The sequence below is a fragment of the Achromobacter sp. KK8 genome (assembly GCF_054188005.1).
This window is the reverse complement of record NZ_CM135178.1, coordinates 23,510-43,140: the sequence shown is the minus strand read 5'-3', so window position 1 is coordinate 43,140 and position 19,631 is coordinate 23,510. Positions and strand designations below refer to the sequence as shown.

General features: G+C 68.0%; 20 protein-coding genes. 6 read left to right on the top strand and 14 right to left on the bottom strand.

Annotation, left to right across the window (positions count from 1 at the left end; all coding sequences use genetic code 11):
* Positions 1-47 precede the first annotated feature (47 nt).
* A complete protein-coding gene (locus ACVN9Z_RS00205) occupies positions 48-935 on the top strand; it encodes a LysR substrate-binding domain-containing protein (protein ID WP_054473867.1) in 888 nt (295 codons plus the stop codon).
* Here ACVN9Z_RS00205 and ACVN9Z_RS00200 read toward each other — a convergent pair.
* The 3 genes from ACVN9Z_RS00200 to ACVN9Z_RS00190 all read right to left on the bottom strand — a co-directional run bounded on the left by ACVN9Z_RS00200 (position 927) and on the right by ACVN9Z_RS00190 (position 2,643).
* The gene (locus ACVN9Z_RS00200; RefSeq protein ID WP_006385667.1) at positions 927-1,322 is read right to left on the bottom strand and encodes a YchJ family protein; all 396 of its coding nucleotides are present in this window, start codon (positions 1,320-1,322) and stop codon (positions 927-929) included. The two genes, ACVN9Z_RS00205 and ACVN9Z_RS00200, sit on opposite strands and share 9 nt — an antisense overlap.
* Before the next feature lie 8 nt (positions 1,323-1,330).
* Positions 1,331-1,603: a GNAT family N-acetyltransferase gene (locus ACVN9Z_RS00195; RefSeq protein ID WP_006385666.1), complete on the bottom strand. Its 273-nt coding sequence runs from the start codon at positions 1,601-1,603 to the stop codon at positions 1,331-1,333.
* 95 nt (positions 1,604-1,698) lie between these two features.
* On the bottom strand, positions 1,699-2,643 hold the full coding sequence (locus tag ACVN9Z_RS00190) for a 3-hydroxyacyl-CoA dehydrogenase NAD-binding domain-containing protein (RefSeq protein ID WP_024070016.1): 945 nt from the start codon (positions 2,641-2,643) through the stop codon (positions 1,699-1,701).
* A 146-nt stretch (positions 2,644-2,789) separates the two neighbouring features.
* On the opposite strand from ACVN9Z_RS00190, the gene ACVN9Z_RS00185 reads away from it, so the two are divergent.
* A complete protein-coding gene (locus ACVN9Z_RS00185; RefSeq protein ID WP_155866664.1) occupies positions 2,790-3,422 on the top strand; it encodes a hypothetical protein in 633 nt (210 codons plus the stop codon).
* An 85-nt stretch (positions 3,423-3,507) separates the two neighbouring features.
* Here the strand turns inward: ACVN9Z_RS00185 and ACVN9Z_RS00180 are convergent, their stop codons facing one another.
* Positions 3,508-4,911 (bottom strand): MFS transporter, encoded by a 1,404-nt coding sequence (locus tag ACVN9Z_RS00180; protein ID WP_020929084.1) that lies wholly within the window; start codon positions 4,909-4,911, stop codon positions 3,508-3,510.
* 147 nt (positions 4,912-5,058) lie between these two features.
* Between ACVN9Z_RS00180 and ACVN9Z_RS00175 the strand changes: the two genes are divergently transcribed.
* Positions 5,059-5,925, top strand: coding sequence for a LysR family transcriptional regulator (locus ACVN9Z_RS00175; RefSeq protein WP_020929083.1), 867 nt, complete (start codon positions 5,059-5,061; stop codon positions 5,923-5,925).
* A gap of 114 nt (positions 5,926-6,039) precedes the next feature.
* Positions 6,040-7,443, top strand: a complete 1,404-nt coding sequence (locus ACVN9Z_RS00170) for an amidase family protein (protein ID WP_458212969.1) — start codon at positions 6,040-6,042, stop codon at positions 7,441-7,443.
* A 13-nt stretch (positions 7,444-7,456) separates the two neighbouring features.
* On the opposite strand, the gene ACVN9Z_RS00165 is transcribed toward ACVN9Z_RS00170, so the two are convergent.
* The 10 genes from ACVN9Z_RS00165 to ACVN9Z_RS00120 form a co-directional block, all read right to left on the bottom strand.
* Positions 7,457-7,996, bottom strand: a complete 540-nt coding sequence (locus ACVN9Z_RS00165) for a GNAT family N-acetyltransferase (RefSeq protein ID WP_024070012.1) — start codon at positions 7,994-7,996, stop codon at positions 7,457-7,459.
* A gap of 31 nt (positions 7,997-8,027) precedes the next feature.
* The gene (locus ACVN9Z_RS00160; RefSeq protein WP_026384221.1) at positions 8,028-8,810 is read right to left on the bottom strand and encodes a 2-keto-4-pentenoate hydratase; all 783 of its coding nucleotides are present in this window, start codon (positions 8,808-8,810) and stop codon (positions 8,028-8,030) included.
* A 5-nt stretch (positions 8,811-8,815) separates the two neighbouring features.
* A complete protein-coding gene (locus ACVN9Z_RS00155; RefSeq protein ID WP_020929079.1) occupies positions 8,816-9,196 on the bottom strand; it encodes a hypothetical protein in 381 nt (126 codons plus the stop codon).
* Positions 9,197-9,246: 50 nt separating this feature from the next.
* The gene (locus ACVN9Z_RS00150; protein WP_054449139.1) at positions 9,247-10,527 is read right to left on the bottom strand and encodes a glutamate-5-semialdehyde dehydrogenase; all 1,281 of its coding nucleotides are present in this window, start codon (positions 10,525-10,527) and stop codon (positions 9,247-9,249) included.
* Positions 10,528-10,615: 88 nt separating this feature from the next.
* Entirely contained in the window at positions 10,616-11,674 is a 1,059-nt protein-coding gene (holA, locus tag ACVN9Z_RS00145; protein ID WP_054438679.1) for a DNA polymerase III subunit delta, read from the bottom strand.
* Between the two features lie 3 nt (positions 11,675-11,677).
* Positions 11,678-12,340, bottom strand: a complete 663-nt coding sequence (locus tag ACVN9Z_RS00140; RefSeq protein ID WP_054438683.1) for an LPS-assembly lipoprotein LptE — start codon at positions 12,338-12,340, stop codon at positions 11,678-11,680.
* An 11-nt stretch (positions 12,341-12,351) separates the two neighbouring features.
* On the bottom strand, positions 12,352-15,009 hold the full coding sequence (leuS, locus tag ACVN9Z_RS00135; protein ID WP_458212968.1) for a leucine--tRNA ligase: 2,658 nt from the start codon (positions 15,007-15,009) through the stop codon (positions 12,352-12,354).
* 86 nt (positions 15,010-15,095) lie between these two features.
* Positions 15,096-16,310: an MFS transporter gene (locus ACVN9Z_RS00130; protein ID WP_006385649.1), complete on the bottom strand. Its 1,215-nt coding sequence runs from the start codon at positions 16,308-16,310 to the stop codon at positions 15,096-15,098.
* Between the two features lie 53 nt (positions 16,311-16,363).
* Positions 16,364-16,876: a MarR family winged helix-turn-helix transcriptional regulator gene (locus ACVN9Z_RS00125; RefSeq protein WP_006385648.1), complete on the bottom strand. Its 513-nt coding sequence runs from the start codon at positions 16,874-16,876 to the stop codon at positions 16,364-16,366.
* Between the two features lie 164 nt (positions 16,877-17,040).
* A complete protein-coding gene (locus ACVN9Z_RS00120) occupies positions 17,041-17,499 on the bottom strand; it encodes an HU family DNA-binding protein (protein WP_006385647.1) in 459 nt (152 codons plus the stop codon).
* A 374-nt stretch (positions 17,500-17,873) separates the two neighbouring features.
* On the opposite strand from ACVN9Z_RS00120, the gene ACVN9Z_RS00115 reads away from it, so the two are divergent.
* The gene (locus ACVN9Z_RS00115; RefSeq protein WP_006385646.1) at positions 17,874-19,031 is read left to right on the top strand and encodes a D-alanyl-D-alanine carboxypeptidase family protein; all 1,158 of its coding nucleotides are present in this window, start codon (positions 17,874-17,876) and stop codon (positions 19,029-19,031) included.
* A 15-nt stretch (positions 19,032-19,046) separates the two neighbouring features.
* Positions 19,047-19,595, top strand: coding sequence for a hemerythrin domain-containing protein (locus ACVN9Z_RS00110; RefSeq protein ID WP_172999826.1), 549 nt, complete (start codon positions 19,047-19,049; stop codon positions 19,593-19,595).
* The last annotated feature ends 36 nt before the right edge of the window (positions 19,596-19,631 follow it).

Here is a 19,631-nt window from a genome sequence, read left to right as displayed (position 1 = left end):
GAGGTTCGCGGAAACCGGGACCCCGAGGCTTCTCAAACGGATATCTCATGCTCGATCTCGAATTGCTCCGCACCCTGGTCTGCGTGGTCGATGAAGGCAGCTTCACACGGGCCGCCGGTCGCGTGCACCGCACACAATCGACCGTGAGTCAGCAGGTACGCAAGCTTGAGCTGACCGTGGGCAGGACCCTGTTGCTGCGCGATCGCGCGGGCAACCAGGTGCAGGCCACCGACGATGGCGAGCTGATGCTGGCCTACGCGCGCAAACTGCTGGCGATGGCGGACGAGGCGGAACTGGCGCTGGCGACGCCGCGTCGCACGCGGGCGATCCGGCTGGGCATTCCCGAGGACTTCGATGTGGCGCGACTGACGGCGCTGCTGGCGGGGTTTGCCGTGAGCCATCCGGATATCCGCCTGGAGACCGGCAGTGGCATGAGCATGGAGCTGAAAGCCCGGCTCGGCGCCGGGGAACTGGATCTGGCCCTGATCAAGCGGGAGCCCGGCGAAGGCCCTTGCCTGGCGGCGTGGCCCGAGCAACTGGCGTGGGTCGGGGATGAGCGTTTGCTGCAGGGCGTGGAGCCGCTGCCGTTGGTGTTGTTTCCGCACGGCTGCATCTATCGCAAGCGCATGATCTATGCGCTGGAAAGCGCCGGTCGGTCGTGGCGCGTCGCGTATCACAGCCAGAGCCTGGCTGGCGTGCAGGCCGCGGTGGCGGCGGGGCTGGGGATTTCGCTGCTGCCGGCTTTCGCGTGTCTGCCCGAGCATGGTGTGTTGGGGCCGGAGTCGGGTTTGGCGCCAGCGCCTCGGACGGAGTTGGCGATCGTGGGAGGAGCGGGCGCCGCGGCCGATGCGGCGCTGAAGAACCTGGTGACGGTGCTGGCGCAGGCGGTAGGCCAGGACGTGCAGATGCCGCCGCAACGGCGGGCTTCAGCTTAGGTCGCCATCCAGGTAATACCAGCGCCCGGCTTCACGCACGAAGCGGCTGACCTCATGCATGCGGCTGGCGCGTCCGGCCAGGCGGCTGCGGGCCACGAATTCGACGGTGGCGTGATCGGCATCCTGGTCGCGGGCCTGCTTGATGGCCAGGCCGAGCCACTTCATCGCGGGCGGATTGGGTTCGAGCGAGGCCGGGCGGGTCGTGGGATGCCAGGTTTCGAGCAGGTAGTCGAGCTTGTCCAGCACGAAGGCGCTGTAACGCGAACGCATCAAGTCTTGCGCGGTGGGAGCCTGCAAGGCTTGGGGGCCCTGGTGCCAGCGGCCGCAGCAGGCGGTGTAGGTTTTGCCGGTGCCACAGGGACAGGCGGTGGAATCAGGCGCGGTCACGGCAGGGCTCAGGCCAGCAGGTCGTTGTATTCGGGGTGGCGGCGCATGTAGACGTCGGCATAGGAACACTGCGGACGGACTTTCCAGCCTTGCGCGCGGGCTGTGTCGAGGGCGACGCGGGTGAGCTCGGCGGCGATGCCGCGTCCACCCACCTGGCTGGGCACGCCGGTGTGCGTGATGGTCATCACGCCATCACGCAGGTGGTAGTCCAGTACGCACAGCACGCCGTCGACGGTGGCGGTGTAGCGGGAATGGGCGGTGTCGTGGATGACGGAAAGCATGGGAATCCCTGCGTGTGAAAGAGCGGGCGGCGTGGCGTCCCGGGCAAAGGACAGCATAACAGCGGCGGGCCGCCGGCTGGCGCCGCCGGGCCGGATCAGCGCTGCAGGACCTTCAGCAGCGCCGTCAGCTGCGCGTCGCGATCCCGCACCAGGTCGGCGATGTCGCGCTGGCCGGCTTCGGCGTTGACGCCTTCGATCAGGCGGCGCCGCAGCTCAGGCGTGACCTCGGGCGTTCCCAGGTCGTCCCACCAGGTCTGGATGGGGCCGAGCAGGTGGTCCATGAAATGTGCCATGCCGCCGGCGCCGCCTCCGAGGTTGAAGGTCATGTGCGGGCCGAACAGGGCCCAGCGCAGTCCCGGGCCTTGCGACACCGCGGCGTCGATATCGGCGACGCTGGCGACATTGTCGGCGGCCAGGTGGATCGCCTCGCGCCACAGCGCGGCCTGGAGGCGGTTGGCGATATGGCCCGGGACTTCCTTGTTGACGCGGATCGGATGCTTGCCCAGCTGGCGGTAGAAAGCGATGCAACGCTCGACCGTCGCTTCGGAGGTCTGCTTGCCGCCCACCACCTCGACCAGCGGGATCAGGTGAGGCGGGTTGAACGGATGGCCGATGACGAAGCGCGCCGCATGTTGGCAGCGTGCCTGCAGGCGGCTCATGATGAGTCCGGAGGAGCTGGAGGCGACGATCACTTCGGGCGGCAGCAGCGCGTCCATGCGCGCGAACAGGTCGGTCTTGAAGTCTTCGCGTTCAGGACCGTTTTCCTGGACGAAGTCCACGCCGCGCAACGCGCCGGCCAGGTCGGCATCGAAACGCAGCGCCTCGGGGCTGGCGCCGGCGGCCACGCGGCCGAGCTCGGTCAGCACCGGCCAGGCGGCGGCGACGCGCGCGCGCGTCAGGGGTTCCGCGTCGGCGGCGGGATCGCAGACCACGACTTCGAGTCCATACGCCAGGAACAGCGCGGCCCAGCTGGCGCCGATGGTGCCCGCGCCGACAATGGCGACGCGGCGTATGGCGGGGGAGGGGGACGTGTCGGTCATGCGAGGCTCCGGAAGGTGTCCAAGGAAGGTCCATTGTGAAGCAAAGCGGGCTGGGTTGCCACGCGGGGCCTCGGCGGGCAAGATGGCGGGATGCCGGCGGCCCCTGCTTGCGCAACACCGCCATCCACTTTTTGCCGGAGCGATTCATGGACGTGTCGCGGTCAGCCGAACGGCGGGCGGTGCCGTATTTCTGCCAATGGGAATCGGCCCATCTGGCCGGCGCCATCATACGCAAGGAACTGCGGCTGGAGGACGATCCTTCCTGGCGCGCCTCCGGCGCGCGGGACGTGGCGGAATATGCCCGCTGGGCCAGCCATGTCTGCGGCATGGCCTGCTTGAAGATGGTGCTGGCCGCCACCACCGGGCAGGTACATCCGACCCTGGAACTGGCGCGTCGCGGCATGCCCCACGGCGCCTACACCGAGGACGGCGAGGGGCGCATCAAAGGGCTGATCTACGCGCCGTTCGTGCGCTTCGTGGCCGAGGAGTTCGGGCTCGAAGCCGAGGTGTGCGTGGACCTGCGGGGAGAGGCGCTGCCGGCAATGATGAGCCGCGCCGCCTATTTCATGGCATCGGTTCATCCGTGGATCCGATGGCCGGATCGTGAACCGCCCGCCCGGGGCGGCCACCTGGTGCTGGTGACGCGGGCCACGCCGGAGCACGTGATTTTCCACAATCCTTCCGGCGAGCCGGGCGCGCAGGCCGATGCCTGTGTGCCGCTGGATGTCTTCGACCGTTTTTTTGCCGGCCGCGGGATCGCGATCCTGCGTCGCGATTGATCGGCCGCGCCGCGCGCCGTTCAGGCAGCGTGGCTTCACGGCGGCGCGGCCTCGCCGCCAGATGACGGCCGGCCGCCGATGCCCGTCAGGTGTTGCGGGCGTGACGCAGGTGCCGCCATACCAGCATCGCGGCAACCAGATACGCGGCGGCGATGATGACGTAGGAGGCGGGCAGGCTGGCATGCCAGTCCGGCAGCAGGTGCAGGATGGTGCCCATCAGTGCCACCCCCACCAGGGCGCCCGATTGCCGGTTGGCGTTGAGCGCGGCCGCGGCGCTATTGGCGTGATGCTTGCCCGACACCTGCATGACCACGCTGGTCATCGCCGGCACCGCGATACCGACTCCCAGGTTCGCCAGCGCCACCACGGCGGCGAAGGGCCGGTAGGGCATGTCGGGCGTGAACGCGGCCAGGCCCGCCAGGCTCATGACCGTCGCCAACAGGATGCCGCCCAGCAGCGAGGCGGATACGTTCCAGCGCGCCGATATGCGGCTCGAGATCAGGTTGCCGATGGAGAACACCGCCAGCATGGGCACCAGTTGGATGCCGGTCTCCAGGGCGTCGGCGCCGCGGGCCTGTTGCAGGAACAGGCTGAGCAGGAACAATTGGCCGTACGAGGCGAGGTTGATGAGAAAGCCCACGCCGTTGGCCGCCGCAAACTGCGTGGTCTGGAACAGCGCGCGCGGAATGATCGGCTCGGCGTGGCGCCGCTCGCGGTGTATGAGCAGCGTGGCGGCGAGCAGGAACACGAGCGCCGCGCCCAGGATGGGCAACGAGTCCCATCCGTAGGCGTTGCCCTGGATCAACGCAAAGCAGAGCGATGACAGCGCGACGACACCGAACACATGGCTCAGCGGATTGAGCGCGCGCGGGCGGCGCGGGGCCGCCTGGATGCGGCGCCGCGCCAGCCACAGGCCTGCCAGGCCCAGCGGCAGGTTGATGAGGAAGATGCCGCGCCAACCGAACTGGTGGATCAGCACGCCGCCCAGCAGCGGACCGGCGGCGCCGGCCACGGCCACGATGGCCGACCATGCGGCCAGCATGCGATTGCGCACCTGGTCGTCTTCATAGGCATGGGTCAGCAGGCTGAGCGAACTGGGCATGAACAGCGCGGCGCCCAGGCCCTGCAGCATGCGGGCGGCGATCAGCAGGTCTCCCCCGGGCGCGATGCCGCATAGCAGCGAGGCCAGGGTAAAGACGCCCAGCCCCGCCAGATAGACGGTCTTGGCGCCATAGCGGTCGGCCAAGGCGCCGGCCACCAGCAGCAGGGCGGCGAAGGTCAGGGTGTAGCCGTCGACGATCCAGACCAGATCGGTGAGCGGCACGGTGAACTGCTGCGCGATGCTGGGCAGGGCGACGTTGACGACGGTGACGTCGAGCATGGCCATGACGAAGCCGATGGCCAGGGTGACAAGGGGCAGCAGGCCGGTCGCGGCGGGACGAAGGGCGGGTTCGACGGGGAGCGGGGCAGTGGAACAGGCGGGGCGCATGACAGGAACTTCCGGGGACTTCCGAGGTGCACAGATTAGGGGTTCCGCTGATGCAAAAAAATAGGAGAATCTGCTTTATAGTGATGCAAAATTGCATCAACATTTGGCGCCGTGGCGATCCGCCGGGGCCTTGGCGGAGCCGCCTGCATGGATTGGGACAACGCGCGCATCTTCCTGGCGATCTACCGCAATGGCACCCTGCGTGGCGCCGCGGCTCTCTTGCAGATCGATCAGGCCACGGCCGGCCGCCGGCTGGCGGCGCTGGAGGCTTCGCTGGACGCCCGCTTGTTCCTGCGCACGCCGTCGGGCTATGTGCCGACCGCCGCGGGCGAACAGGCATTTGCCGCGGCCGAGCGCATGGAGCAGGCCGCCGATCAGCTGCAACGGCAGATGCAAGGGCTGGATCACCGGCTGTCGGGCGTGGTGCGGGTGGCGACGTCCGAGACCGTGGCCAGTTATTTCATCATGGAAGCCATCAGCCGGCTGCACGTGCAGCATCCCGACATCCGCATCGCGCTGTCGACCTCGATTCAGCTGAGCAATCTGACCCGGCGCGAAGCCGATCTGGCAATCCGCAATATCAAGCCGGACAATCCCGACCTGATCCAGCGCCATCTGGCGCGCAAGGAAGTCGGGCTGTATGCCTCCCGCTCCTATCTCGAAGCGCATGGCGAGCCGCGTCCCGGAACCGCCTTCGCCGGCCATACGCTGGTGACCTACCAGCAGGCCGTGCTGCCGGGCTGGTCGGACACCTTCTGTGGCGAGCCCACCGGGAATGGCCGCATTGCCATGGAATTGAATTCGGGCCTGATGATCATCGAGGCGGTGGCGGCGGGCCTGGGCATCGGCGAACTGCCCATCCATATGGCGCCGCAGTATCCGGACCTGGTGCGGATCTGGCCTCATCGCAGCGAGCCCTATGATTTATGGCTGGTGATGCATGGCGACCTGAACCGGACAGCGCGGGTGCGCGCCGTCGCGGACGCGATTGTCGAGGTGTTCGAGGAGGACTGAAGCGCATGGCCTGGCGGCGCGCCCCGGCTTGTGGACGCGTGCAAGGGGCGCTAAGGTTGGCCGTCCGGCGGCGCCTGGCCGCCGGTTTCCGTTGACCAGATAGAGGAGTGCCGCGTGTCCGATCTTTGGCGTTTGTCCGCAGTTGAGCTTGCCGCCCGTATCCGCCGGCGCGATGTTTCCGCAGTCCAGGCCGCGCAGAGCGCGCTGGATCGCCTGCAGGCGGTGAATTCCCTGATCAACGCCGTGGTCGATCACCGGCCCGAGGATGCGTTGGCGCAGGCTGCCCTGGTGGACCAGGCCCTGGCGCGCGGCGAAGACCCCGGCGCGCTCGCGGGCGTGCCGGTGACGGTCAAGGTCAATGTGGACCAGGTCGGCTTTGCCACCACCAACGGCGTGACGTTGCAGAAGGACGTGATCGCGACGGTCAACAACCCGGTGGTGGACAACCTGCGCAAGGCGGGCGCGGTGATCATCGGCCGCACCAACACCCCCGCGTTTTCATTGCGATGGTTCACCGGCAACCGGCTGCACGGCAATACCTTGAACCCGCGCAATCCCGCGCTGACGCCGGGAGGCTCGTCCGGCGGCGCCGCGGCGGCGGTGGCGGCGGGCATTGGCCATCTGGCGCATGGCACCGATATCGCGGGCTCGATCCGCTACCCCGCCTATGCTTGCGGCGTGCACGGCCTGCGTCCGTCGCTGGGCCGTGTGCCCGCCTACAACGCAGCCCTGCCCGAACGCACCATCGGCGGCCAGATCACGGCGGTGTCCGGTCCGCTGGGTCGCAGCATCGCCGACCTGCGGCTGGGCCTGGCCGTGATGGCCGCGGCCGATCCGCGCGATCCGTGGTGGGTGCCGGCGCCATTGACCGGTCCGGACCGGCCGCGGCGCGCGGCGCTTTGCCTGAATCCCGACGGCATGGAGACCGCGCCGGCGGTGGTCAAGGCCTTGCAGGATGCCGCCCGGCGCTTGAGCGAGGCGGGCTGGGCGGTGGATACGATCGATACCCTGCCGCCGCTGCAGGAGGCCGCAGACCTGCAGATCCGCATGTGGATGGCGGATGGCTACGACGCCATGGTCGAGGCCGCGCGCAAGGAAGGAGACCGCGGCGCGCAGGTGGCCCTGGAGGGCCAGCGTGAAAACGTGGCCGGCATGGACATGGCCGGGTTCTCGGCGGTGTTGACGCGCCGCGCGACGCTGACGCGCCTGTGGGAGCTGTTCCTGACGGAATATCCCGTGCTGTTGCTGCCGGTGTCCGCGGAGCTGCCGTTTTCCGACAACCTGGACCTGGAGGGCGACGCGGCCTACCGTCGCGTATGGCGCGCGCAGATGACGCAGATCGGCCTGCCTTTCATGGGATTGCCCGGGCTGACCGTGGCCATGGGCAGCGCCGGCGACAGTCCCGTGGGCGTCCAGGTGGTGGCGGGGCGCTACCGCGAGGATCTGTGCCTCGCTGCCGGGGCAGTGATTGAGGCCGGTGGCCCCGCCGTCGGCATTGCGGAGCCGGTGGTCCGCTAGCCGGCGGAGCAGCTCAGGTTGCGCGCTGAATGGCGGCGTCAGCCGGCCGCCATTCAGTACGCAGCAATCCCATCATGCCGGTATCCCAGCGCGCCTCGCCGGCGCGCGTGGATGAGCGCCGCACGCCTTCGAGCGTGAAGCCGAGCTTCTGGTAGGTGCGGATGGCGGGCTGATTGAACATGTAGACATTCAGCTCCAGGCGTTCGATGCCTGGCGTGCGAAAGGCCTCGTCGATCAGCAGCGTCACCATCGGGCCGGCCAGTCCCTGGCCGCGTTCGGCCGGGGCGATGGCGACACGGCCCAGGCGGGCATTGCCGTCGCGCCAGTCGTACGCCAGTTGGGCGTGACCCACTGGCGTGTCGCCGCGGCATGCCATCCAGCAACGCCGGGTGGGCGGTTGGACCTGTCCTTCGCGCAGCATGGCATCCAGATCGGCCTGTGCCAGCGGGTACGAGAGATGCGACCCTCCCCATTGCACCACGTCGGACAGGCAATTGAACCAGCTCGAAAGCAGGGCGTAGTCCGCGGGAGCAAAGGGACGCAGGGTCAGCATGGCATGGCCTCGGGCGATGGCGGGTGTCGATTCAATCGACGACAAAGCGCAGTTTCAGGACGCCAAGGTCGCCATAGGCCAGTTCCAGGTCGCGGTTTGCGGGCACGTCCAGATAGCCCGCGTACGAGCCGGTGATGACGTGCTGGCCCGCGGCCAGCGCCAGGCCTTGTTCGCGCAGGAAATTGGCAAGCCAGTACAGTCCGGCCTTGGCGTGGCCGTTGGGATGGATGCCGGGATGCTGCTCGACTTCGGCGCCATCGACGGACAGGGTGATGGTCATACTGGCCGGCGCGGCGTCCGGCGAGGCGATACGCGGACCCAGCACCAGCCCGGCATTGAACATGTGGTCCGCCAGCAGTTCGGGCAGGCTGGCGTGCTCGGGCGCGGCATAGCGGCAACCCAGCACTTCCAGCGCCAGCCGCGCGCCGCCAATGGCGGCGTCGATCTCGGCTGGGCTGTATGGTTCGGCGCGGGCGGGCAGGTCGCGCGCCAGTTCGAACGCGATTTCCGGTTCGATGCGCACCACCTGCGTGGAGGCGGACAGCCTGCCGGCCAGCGCCACGGTCGAGGCGTAGATGGGGGCGACCACGGTTTTCTCGGGCGACGGCAGGGCGCTTTTCCAGGCGCCGATGCCATCGCGGCGGGTCTCGCGCAGCAACTGCGCGGTGCGTTGCTGCACGGCGAACGCCTGGCCCTGGGTCTGGGGGCGGCAGGCGGCGGGCAGGCGCGGGCCGGCGATGCCGGCCTCGCGGGCGGCGATCAGGATGCGCGCGGCTTCCGTGCAACCCGGGTAGTCTTCGATCTCGATCCGCATGGGCCTCAGGCTCCCAGGAACAGCATCGTCCACAGCACGATCATTGCGATCAGGCCCAGCCAGCACGAACCCCAGAAACCGACGATCGGCCACTTCAAGGCCAACGGCGCTTTCTTGGGATCGAGGTGCGCCAGCAGGTCATTGGCGTTGCCAATCAGCCAGAATCGGGTGCCCGGGAACATCAGGCGGAAGAAATAATCCAGCATGATCGCTGCCTTGATCGCCAGCGGGTAGCGCTCGAACGGGCGATGCTGCAGATAGGGGTGCTTGAATGCGGCGTTGATCTGCTTGCTCTTGACGAAGAACAGCACCAGGCCGCAGAGCGAGCAGGTGATGAAGCACAGCACGAACAGACTGAAGGCCATGGCCATGGCGGGTGAATGCATGGAAATCCCGGTAGTGCGCGGCAGGCCGCGAGCTTGAAGAAAGTGGAAGATCAGCCGCGGGTCTGGCCTTCGCCGGTCAGCACCCATTTGAGCGTGGTCAGGCCTTCCAGGCCGACCGGGCCGCGCGCATGCAGGCGGTTGGTGGAAATGCCGATCTCGGCGCCCAGGCCGTATTCGAAGCCGTCCGCGAAGCAGGTCGGCAGGTTGACATAGACCGAGCTGGAGTCGACCTCGCGCTGGAAGCGCTGCGCCGCCGACAGGTCTTCGGTGACGATCGCGTCGGTGTGGCCGGAGCCCCAGCGCGCAATGTGTTCGATGGCGTCGTCGAGCGAGTCGACGATGCGGATTGCCAGGATCGGGCCCAGGTATTCGGTGGCCCAGTCGTCGTCGGTGGCCGGCTTGGCGTGCGGCAGCAGCGCCAGCGTGCGGGGGCAGCCGCGCAGTTCGACACCGTGTTCGGTCAGCGCCGCGGCCAGGCTCGGCAGGATCGAGACGGCCGCCACGGCGTCCACCAGCAGGGTTTCCATGGCGCCGCAGATGCCGTAGCGATAGGTCTTGGCATTGAAGGCGATGGCGTGGGCCTTGTCCGGGTCGGCGGCCGCGTCGATGTAGATGTGGCAGTTGCCGTCCAGGTGCTTGATCAGCGGCACGCGCGCCTCCTGCGACAGTCGGGCGATCAGGCCCTTGCCGCCGCGCGGCACGATGACGTCGATGTGCTCGGTCATGGTGATGAGCTTGCCGACCGCGGCGCGGTCGGCCGTGGCCACCACCTGCACCGCGTCCTGCGGCAGGCCGGCGGCGGCCAGGCCCATCTGGACGATGCGGCCCAGCGCCACGTTGGAGTGCAGGGCTTCGCTGCCGCCGCGCAGGATGGCGGCGTTGCCGGACTTCAGGCACAGCGCCGCCGCGTCGATGGTGACGTTGGGACGGGATTCGTAAATGATGCCGATCACGCCCAGCGGCACGCGCATCTGCGCCACGCGCATGCCGTTGGGGCGCACGGTGGTGGCGGTGACGCTGCCGATCGGGTCGGGCAGGGCGGCGATCTGGCGCAGCCCTTCGGCCATATGGGCCAGTGTTTTCTCGGACAGCGTCAGGCGGTCGAGCAGGGCCGGCTCCAGGCCATTGGCGCGCGCCGCGGCGACGTCCTTGGCGTTGGCGGCCAGCAGTTCGGCCTGGTTGGCGGCCAGCGCTTCGGCCATGGCCAGCAGGGCCTGGTTCTTGGCGGCGCTGTTGGCGCGCATCATGGCGCGCGAGGCCCGGCGCGCATTCTCGCCCAGGGTCAGCATGGCTTGTTCGATGGAGGACGAGGACATGACGGCGTCATTCATAGTGAAGAGGGGGCGGCGAAGGCGCCGCTGATGGGATTAGTTTATCCGGCCGGGGGCCGGGAGGACGAGGCGGCGGCCGCAGCCGCCTTCACGGTCGGGTGCCGGCCGCGGCCACGCGCAAGGCCAGGCGGGTCATTTCTTCCCAGGGATCGGACAGGCGCCCGGGTACCGACAGGCCCTTGATGAGACGGTCGACCTCGTGGGCATGCTGCACCGCGGCCGGCCAGACATCGGGACGGACCCGGCCCAGCGCCTGCAGCGCCAGCCGTTCATGCGCTCCGAAAATGCGCAGCCGGCGCATCAAGCCATTGGCGTCCTGCCCCAGGCTGCGCGCCTCGGCCACGCGCGCCAGCAGGCGGATCTCCTCGCCCACCGCCCACAGCACCAGCGGCAGGGCCTCGCCTTCGGCGCGCAGGCCGTCGATCATGCGGATGGTGCGGGCGATGTCGCCAGCGAGCATGGCGTCGCGCAGCCCGAACACGTCGTAGCGGGCGACGTTGAGCACGGCGCGCTCGACGTCCTCGGGCGCCAGCTGGCCTTCGGGATAAAGCAGGCCCAGCTTCTGGATTTCCTGGTGCGCGGCCAGCAGGTTGCCTTCGACCTTGTCGGCCATCCATTGCAGGGTGGCGTTGTCGGTGCGCTGGTTCTGGCGCGCCAGGCGCTGGCCGACCCATGCCGGCAGGCGGCCGCGTTCGACGTTGGCGATGTCGACCGTCATGCCGCCGCGGGCCAGGGCCTGCATCCAGCGGCTTTCGCGGGTGGCCTTGTCCAGGCGCGGCAGCGCCACCAGGATCAGCGTATCGGGGTTGTCGGCCTGCTTTTCAGCCTGCTCGGCCAGGCGTGCCAGTGTGTCGGCGCCCGACTTGCCCGGCTTGCCGGTGGGGATCTTGAGTTCGAGAATGCGGCGGTCGCCGAACAGCGACACGCTCTGGGTCGCAGCGATGACGGCGCTCCAGTCGCTGCGCGCGTCCATCACCATCGACAGCCGTTCGGTGTAGCCGGCGCCGCGTCCGGCGGCGCGTAGCGCATCCACCGCCTCGGTCACCAGGAGAGGTTCGTCGCCGGACACCGTGTACAGCGGGGCGAGGCGGTTGCCCGCCCGCTGCAGGTGGTCGGCCAGGCGATCCGCGTCCAGGACTTGTGCCATCGGTCAGCGCGTATAGGCCGGATCGGTGGTGGACGGCGTCTGCCACGGCGCCGGCGTGCTGCGCGGCATGGGCGCGGCGGGGTCGTACAACGGTATTTCGCCGTCTTCGCCGCGCTGTTCGCGATTCTCGAACGCCTTGCGCACCTCCGGCGCCGTCATGCGGCGCAGCAGGCGCGAGACCAAGTCGCGCTGCATGGCGATGTAGAGGGATTCGATCTGCCCTTGCTTGGCCTGCACGATCTGGTCGTCATAGGGCATTTCGCGGTAGATCGACAGCGTGGTGTCCGGGATCAGGGCGCGGCCCTGGGCGTCGATGAGGCGGAAGGTGTAGTTGATGCCGAGTTCGTATTCCTCGACACGGCCCTGGGCGTTCAGCGACACCTCGCGCAAAGAACGCGTGTTGGACACTTCCTGCAGGATCGCCTGCGCATCCTTGGGCGAAGCGACCAGCTTGGTATCGGGCGAGGCGGCCCGCAACGCGCGGCGCACGTCGGCCCCGAACTGCGTGTTGTCGGCGATGCCGACATAGAGCGTGCTGAACGGCATCGGCGTGACACCGCGCAGCGCGAAACCGCAGGCGGAGAGCAGCATGAACAGCGCCAGGCAGGCGCCGCGCAGCAGCCAGGATTGGCGGGGGGAGTGCGTTTGTTGCCCGGCGAAGTGCATGCTTGACCTCATCAGCCTACGACGTTGACCAGTTTGCCCGGAACCACGATGACCCGCTTGGGCGGGCGGCCTTCCAGGTAGCGGGCGACTTCGTCCTGGGCGGCGGCGAGCTTTTCGATGTCTTCCTTGGCGGCCTTGGCGGCGACGCGGATCGAGCCGCGCAGCTTGCCGTTGACCTGCAGCATCAGTTCGATTTCGTCCGCCACCAGCGCGGCTTCGTCGACGTGCGGCCACGGCGCGTCGAGCAGGTCGCCCAGCTCGTGCGCGTAGCCCAGGTCGCGCCACAGTTGCCAGGTGATGTGCGGCACCACCGGATACAGCACGCGCAGCAGCACGCCGAGCGTTTCGGCGTAGGCGGCGTCGGCGTGCGCGCCTTGCGGCAGCTTGGCGTCGTCGATGGCGTTGAGCATCTTCATGCACGCGGACACGACGGTGTTGTACTGGATGCGCTGGTAGTCGTAGTCGGCCTGCTTGAGCAGGTTGTAGACCTCGCGGCGCAGGTCCTTGACGGCGGCGGGCGCGTCGGTCCAGTCGGCGCCGGTGGCCAGGCCGCGGGCGATCGCGTCGCGCTGCGCGTAGCTGATGGACCACAGGCGGCGCAGGAAGCGGTTCGAGCCTTCGACGCCGGAGTCGGACCATTCGAGGGTCTGCTCGGGCGGGCTGGCGAACATGACGAACAGGCGCGCGGTGTCGGCGCCCAGCGTGTCGATCAGCGATTGCGGATCGACGCCGTTGTTCTTGGACTTGGACATGGTGCCCACGCCGCCGTAGGTCACCTCGGAGCCGTCGGACTTGAGCTTGGCGCCGGTGATGGCGCCGCGCGCGTCGTAGACGTTCTCGACTTCCTCGGGCCAGAAATACTCGATGCCGCCCTGGGCGTTCTTGCGCGAGTAGATGTGGTTCAGCACCATGCCCTGGCACAGCAGCTTGGTGAAGGGCTCGTCGAAGTTGAGCAGGCCCATGTCGCGCATGACCTTGGTCCAGAAGCGCGCGTACAGCAGGTGCAGGACCGCGTGTTCGATGCCGCCGATGTACTGGTCCATCGGCATCCAGTAGTCATTGCGCGCATCGACCATGGCCTTGTCGTTGCCCGGCGAGGTGTAGCGCATGAAGTACCAGGACGAGTCCACGAAGGTGTCCATCGTGTCCGTCTCGCGGCGCGCCGGCTTGCCGCAGCTGGGGCAGGCGCACGACAGGAAGGCTTCGTTCTTGGCCAGCGGATTGCCGCTGCCGTCCGGGATCAGGTCGTCCGGCAGCACCACCGGCAGGTCCTTTTCGGGGACCGGCACCGGGCCGCAATCGGGGCAGTGGATGATGGGGATCGGGGTGCCCCAGTAACGCTGGCGCGAGATGCCCCAGTCGCGCAGGCGCCAGGTGGTCTGCTTTTCGCCCAGGCCTTGCGCGCCCAGGTCGGCGGCGATGGCGTCCACGGCCTCCTTGTGCGACAGGCCGTCGTACTTGCCGGAGTTGATGGTGCGGCCGCTCTGCTTGTCGCCGTACCATTCCTGCCAGGCGTCGGTGGAATAGGCCTTGCCGGCCACGTCCACGACCTGGCGGATCGGCAGGTCATATTTCTTGGCGAAGGCGAAGTCGCGTTCGTCGTGGGCGGGCACGCCCATCACGGCGCCATCGCCGTAGGTCATGAGCACGTAGTTGCCGACCCAGACCTCGACCTGGTCGCCGGTGATCGGGTGGGTCACGAACAGGCCGGTGGGCAGGCCTTCCTTTTCACGCGTGGCCAGCTCGGCCTCGGTGGTGCCGCCCAGCTTGCACTGTTCGATGAAGGCGGCCAGCGCCGGGTTCGACTGCGCGGCGTGGGTGGCCAGGGGGTGTTCCGGCGCCACGGCGCAGAAGGTCACGCCCATGATGGTGTCGGCGCGGGTGGTGAAGACGTACAGCTTGCCGTCCTGGATCAACTGGCCGTCCTGGCCGGTGATCTGGTGCGGGAAGGCGAAGCGCAGGCCCTCGGACTTGCCGATCCAGTTTTCCTGCATCAGGCGCACGCGCTCGGGCCAGCCGGGCAGGTCGTTCTGCACCGCGCCCAGCAGTTCGTCGGCGTAATCGGTGATGCGCAGGTAGTAGCCCGGGATCTCGCGCTTTTCGACCGGGGCGCCCGAGCGCCAGCCGCGGCCGTCGATGACCTGTTCGTTGGCCAGCACGGTCTGGTCGACCGGGTCCCAGTTCACGACCTGGGTCTTGCGGTAGGCGACACCCTTTTCGAGCATCTTCAGGAACAGCCACTGGTTCCATTTGTAGTACTCGGGATCGCAGGCGCACATCTCGCGCGACCAGTCGATCGCCAGGCCCATCGCCTTCATCTGCTTCTTCATATAGGCGATGTTGTCGTAGGTCCACTTGGCGGGCGGCACCTTGGACTTGATGGCGGCGTTCTCGGCGGGCATGCCGAAGGCGTCCCAGCCCATCGGCATCAGCACGTTGTAGCCCCGCATGCGCAACTGGCGCGCCATCATGTCGTTGATGGTGTAGTTGCGCACGTGGCCCATGTGCAGCTTGCCGCTGGGATAGGGCAGCATCGAGCAGGCGTAGAACTTCGGCTTCTCGGAGCCGTCCGGGTTCTTCGCGTGTTCATGGACCAGATAGGCGTCGCGGGCCTGCCAGTCTTGGTGGGCGGCCGCTTCGACGGTAGTGGGGAGGTAACGTTCCTGCATGGGCTCGTGCGCGATGGCGAAAAATGGGTGAACCGCCCCCGCGCGCCAGGCGCGGGGGCGGCCAAAACCCCTGATTATAGGAGGTGCTAGGCGCGGATAGGGGACGGGGCGATTTCCGGGATGCGGGCACTGGCGCCCAGCATGCCGTAGGCCAGGGTCATGGCCGCCAGAACCGCGCCCGCGGTGACCACGCCGGGCCAGCCGTAATGGGAGTACAGCCAGGACGATACCAGCGATCCGCTCGCCCCGCCGATGAAGTAGCTGGTCATGTAACCGGCCGTCAGGCGGCTGCGGGCCTCGGGCCGGGTGCGGTACAGCGAGCTGGTATTGGTGACATGGACGCCCTGGATCGCCAGGTCCTGGATCAGGATGCCGACCAGCAGCGCGATGACCGAGGCCTGGCCGAAGGCCATCAGTCCCCAGGAAGCCAGCAACAGCAGCAGGCCGATGCGGGTGGCCTGGTTGCCCAGGCCCCGGTCTGCCAGCCGGCCGAAGCGGTTGGCGGCATAGGCGCCGGCGGCGCCGGCCAGCCCGAACAGCCCGATGGTGGTGTTGTTGAAGCCGTAGTCCGGGCCCGACAGCAGGAAGGTCAGCGGCGTCCACAGCATGCTGAAGGCGGCGAACAGCAGGCCGCCCAGCAGCGAGCGGCCGCGCAGCAGCGGCTCCTCGGCGAACAGGCGGAAGATCGAGCCGAGCAGGCGCGGATAGCTCATGGCGGCGTGGCTCTTGTGGCGCGGCAGCACCTTCCAGAGCGCGGCGGACATGGCCAGCATCAGGATCGCGGCGACCCAGTAGACGGTGCGCCAGCTGCCCAGGTCGGCCAGCACGCCGGCCGCGGTGCGGGCCAGCAGGATGCCCAGCAACAGGCCGCTCATGACGGTGCCGACCGCCTTGCCGCGCTCGTGCGGCGCCGCCAGGGTGGCCGCGAACGGCACCAGCACCTGCGCCACCACCGACAGCATGCCGGTCACTGCAGTTCCCAGCATCAGCATCTGGATATTGGGGGCGAAGGCCGACAGCAGCAGGCCGCCGGAAGACAGCAGGGTCATCAGCACGATCAGGCCGCGGCGTTCGAACAGGTCGCCCAGCGGCACCAGCAGGATCAGGCCGAGCGCGTAGCTGAGCTGCGCGATCATGACGATGCTGCCCGCGGTGGCGTTGGACAGCGAGAATTGCTGGCTGATGGTGTGCAGCAGCGGCTGCGCGTAATAGTTGCTGGCGACCGCCAGGCCGGTGGCGACGGACATCAGCAGGATGACGGGCGCGGTGAGCGGAGCGGGTTGGGCGGGTGCGGCGTTCATGTGGGGCTGGGGAGTCGGGGTGTTGCGGGGACAGGGCTTGGTGTGGACAGGCCCTAGGCGGCGATGCCGCCGGGCGTTTCCCGGTCGTGCGGGATCAGCAGTTTCTTCAGCAGGCCGGCCATCTGGCGGCGCTCGGTGGCGTTCAGGGGGGCGAGCAGCGTTTCCAGTTCACGCAGATAGTCCTTGAGAACCAGCTTGATGACGCGCACGCCTTCGGCGGTCAAGGCGACGATGACGCCGCGGCGGTCCTCCGGGTTGGGGGTGCGCGCGAGCAGGCCGGCCTGTTCCAGCCGGTCCAGCCGGTTGGTCATGGCCCCCGAGGTCAGCAGCAGGGCCGCGACCAGTTTCTGCGGATTCATGGCGTGCGGCGCGCCGGTCCGGTACAGGGTCGCCAGCACGTCGAATTCGCCCTGGTGCAGGTTGTAGCGCTTGAACGCGCGGCCCACGTCGCGCGCGGCGAAGGCGTGGAGGCGGAACAGGCGGCTGGCAACGCTCATGGGCGAGATGTCCAGGTTGGGGCATTCCCGTTCCCACTGCGACAGCACCAGGTCGACCAGATCGTTCATGATGTTTTTATATAAAGTATCTTCACGTAAAGATAAATTCTAGCAGCCCGGCCCCACATGGCGCAAGGCGCGCGTTCGCCGCGGGAAAAGCGCGCGCAAAAAAAGAAAGGGCCCGCCCCATGCGGGGCAGGCCCTTTCCGGCTTGACCGGATAACCGTGCGGAATTACTGCGCGGCGTCCTTCAGCTTCTTGAGCGGGCGAACCTTCACCTTGACCGAAGCCGGCTTGGCGGGGAACCAGCGCTCTTCGCCGGTGAACGGATCCTTGCCGAAGCGCTTGGCCTTGGCGGGAACCTTCTGCACGGCAACCTTGAACAGGCCGGGCAGCGTGAATTCGCCGGCGCCCTTCTTGTCCACGGAGCTCAGCACCGAGGTTTCCAGGCTGGCCAGGACGGCCTTGACCGACTTGGCTTCAACGCCGGACTGCTCGACGATGTAGGCGATCAGCTGGGTCTTGTTCAGAGCAGCCTTGATAGCCTTGGGGGCGGCAGCGACCTTCTTGGCGGCGACAACCTTCTTGGCTGCGGGCTTCACAGCGGGTTTGGCGGCGGTAGCCTTCTTTGCGGGCGCCTTGGCGGCGGGCTTGGTGACTTTCTTGGCAGGAGCTTTAGCTTTCGTGGCCATGGTCAAAATCCGTATGTTGAGGACATGGAGCAGCGCGCGCGCCGGGTATCGACGTTTAACGCCACGCGCCCGATGATAGCGGAAGAGTGGCGGTTATAGCGGCTTTCGCAAGGCCTTTCGATCAATCTTTGTTGTTTTCCAGGCAGAAAAACCCCTTCTACAAGGGGTTCTGCAAAATGCGGTGACAATCGCTGCGATTTTTTCAGTGCCGCGCGCATCGCGCAAAGTGCCTGTGCAATGGGGTTTTGAACCATCCCCGGTTCCCATGTTCCAATGCTTCGCGCCGCGCGTCGGCGCTGCGCGAGGGCGGCCGAAGGCCGCCTGCGAGCGTTGCCCGCGCGCCATCCTTACCCTGCATGGAAGTGAAGCCCCTTATGTTGATGAAGAAGTTGGCGGCGAGCCTGCTCGTTGCGACCGCGTGTATGTCCGGCGCCCTGGCGCAATCGATGCCGCAGCCGGACCTGTCCGCCAAGGCCTGGCTGCTGCTCGATGAGACCAGCGGCCAGGTGATCGCGTCGCACGCGGCCACTGCCCGGATCGAGCCGGCGTCCCTGACCAAGATCATGACGGCATACGTGGTGTTCGGCGCGATCCACAACAAGGAGCTGTCGCCGGACCAGAAAGTGGTGATCTCGACGCGGGCGTGGAAAGTGCCGCCGGGCAGTTCGAAGATGTTCCTGGAGCCGGGCTCCAGGGTCTCGGTCGACCAGCTGTTGCGCGGCCTGATGATCCAGTCCGGCAATGACGCCGCCATCGCCCTGGCCGAGGCGGTGTCGGGCAGCGTCGAGGCGTTCGTGGCCCGCATGAACGACACCGCCGTGCAACTGGGCCTGCATGGCACGCATTTCGCCAGCCCGCACGGCCTGCCGGATCCGGGCACGTATTCGACCGTCAGCGACCTGTCGATCCTGGCCACGCGCTTCATCCGCGACTACCCCCAGCTGTACAAGACCTACGATTCGGCCAAGACCTATACCTACAACAACATCACCCAGCCCAACCGCAACCGGCTGCTGTGGCTCGATCCCAGCGTCGACGGCCTCAAGACAGGCCACACCGACGCGGCCGGATATTGCATCGTGGCCACCGCGCACCGGCCCAACGGCAAGGAGCAGCGCCGCCTGATCACCGTGGTGGTGGGCACGGCGTCGGACAAGCTGCGCACCCAGGAAAGCCGCGAGTTGCTGGAATGGGGCTTCCAGGGGTTCAATACCATCAAGTTATATGCAAAGGGCCAGGCCGTGGCCACGCCCGAGGTCTGGAAGGGCCAGGCCGATACGCTCAAGGCCGGCTTCGCGCGCGACGCCTACGTCACGGTGCCCGCGGGCGCCAAGGTCGAACCGGTGTGGACGCCGCAGGATCCGCTGGTGGCGCCGATTCCGGCCCAGGCCACGGTGGGTTCGGTGCGCGTCATGGTCGACGGCAAGCCCGCGATGCAGTTTCCGGTGGTGGCGCTGGAACCGGTGGCCGAGGCGGGCCTGGCCGGACGCGCCTGGGATTCCATCCGGCTGTGGTGGCGCGGGCATTCTTGATCAAGGAGGGGCGCCATGGCAGTGAATTTTCCCGGCGGGCCGGTGGCGGCGCCGACCCCCGATGATCCGCTGGGCCTGCTGTCGGCCTGTCATGGGCGCATGGCGCGCCAATGCGAAACCTTGCGCCGGCTGGCGGCGCACTTGCCGGCGCATGGCAGCGATGCCGCGGCCCAGGTGGCGGCGGCGGCTGTCGTGCGCTATTTCCAGACCGCCGCGCTGCACCACCACGAGGACGAGGAAGAGGATCTGTTTCCGGCCTTGATCGAGTCCATGGCCGGCTCGGACGCCGTTTGCCTGCACGCGCTGGTGGATGGCCTGGTTGCCGACCATGCGCGCCTGGCGGCGCTGTGGGCGCCGCTGCGGCAAACCCTGGAAGCGGTCGCCGACGGCCGTCCCGCCGAGCTGCCGGCGGCGCAAGTGGAGGCTTTCGCGGCGGCCTACGCCGAGCACATCCGGCGCGAGGAGGACGAACTGTTGCCGATGGCCGCGCGCCTGGTTTCCGATGAGGCGCTGGCCGCGATCAGCCGGGCGATGAAGGCGCGCCGCGGCGGCGGAGCGGGCTGAACGCCGTCGCACCCGCGGCCGCTTTTCGTGTTAAAT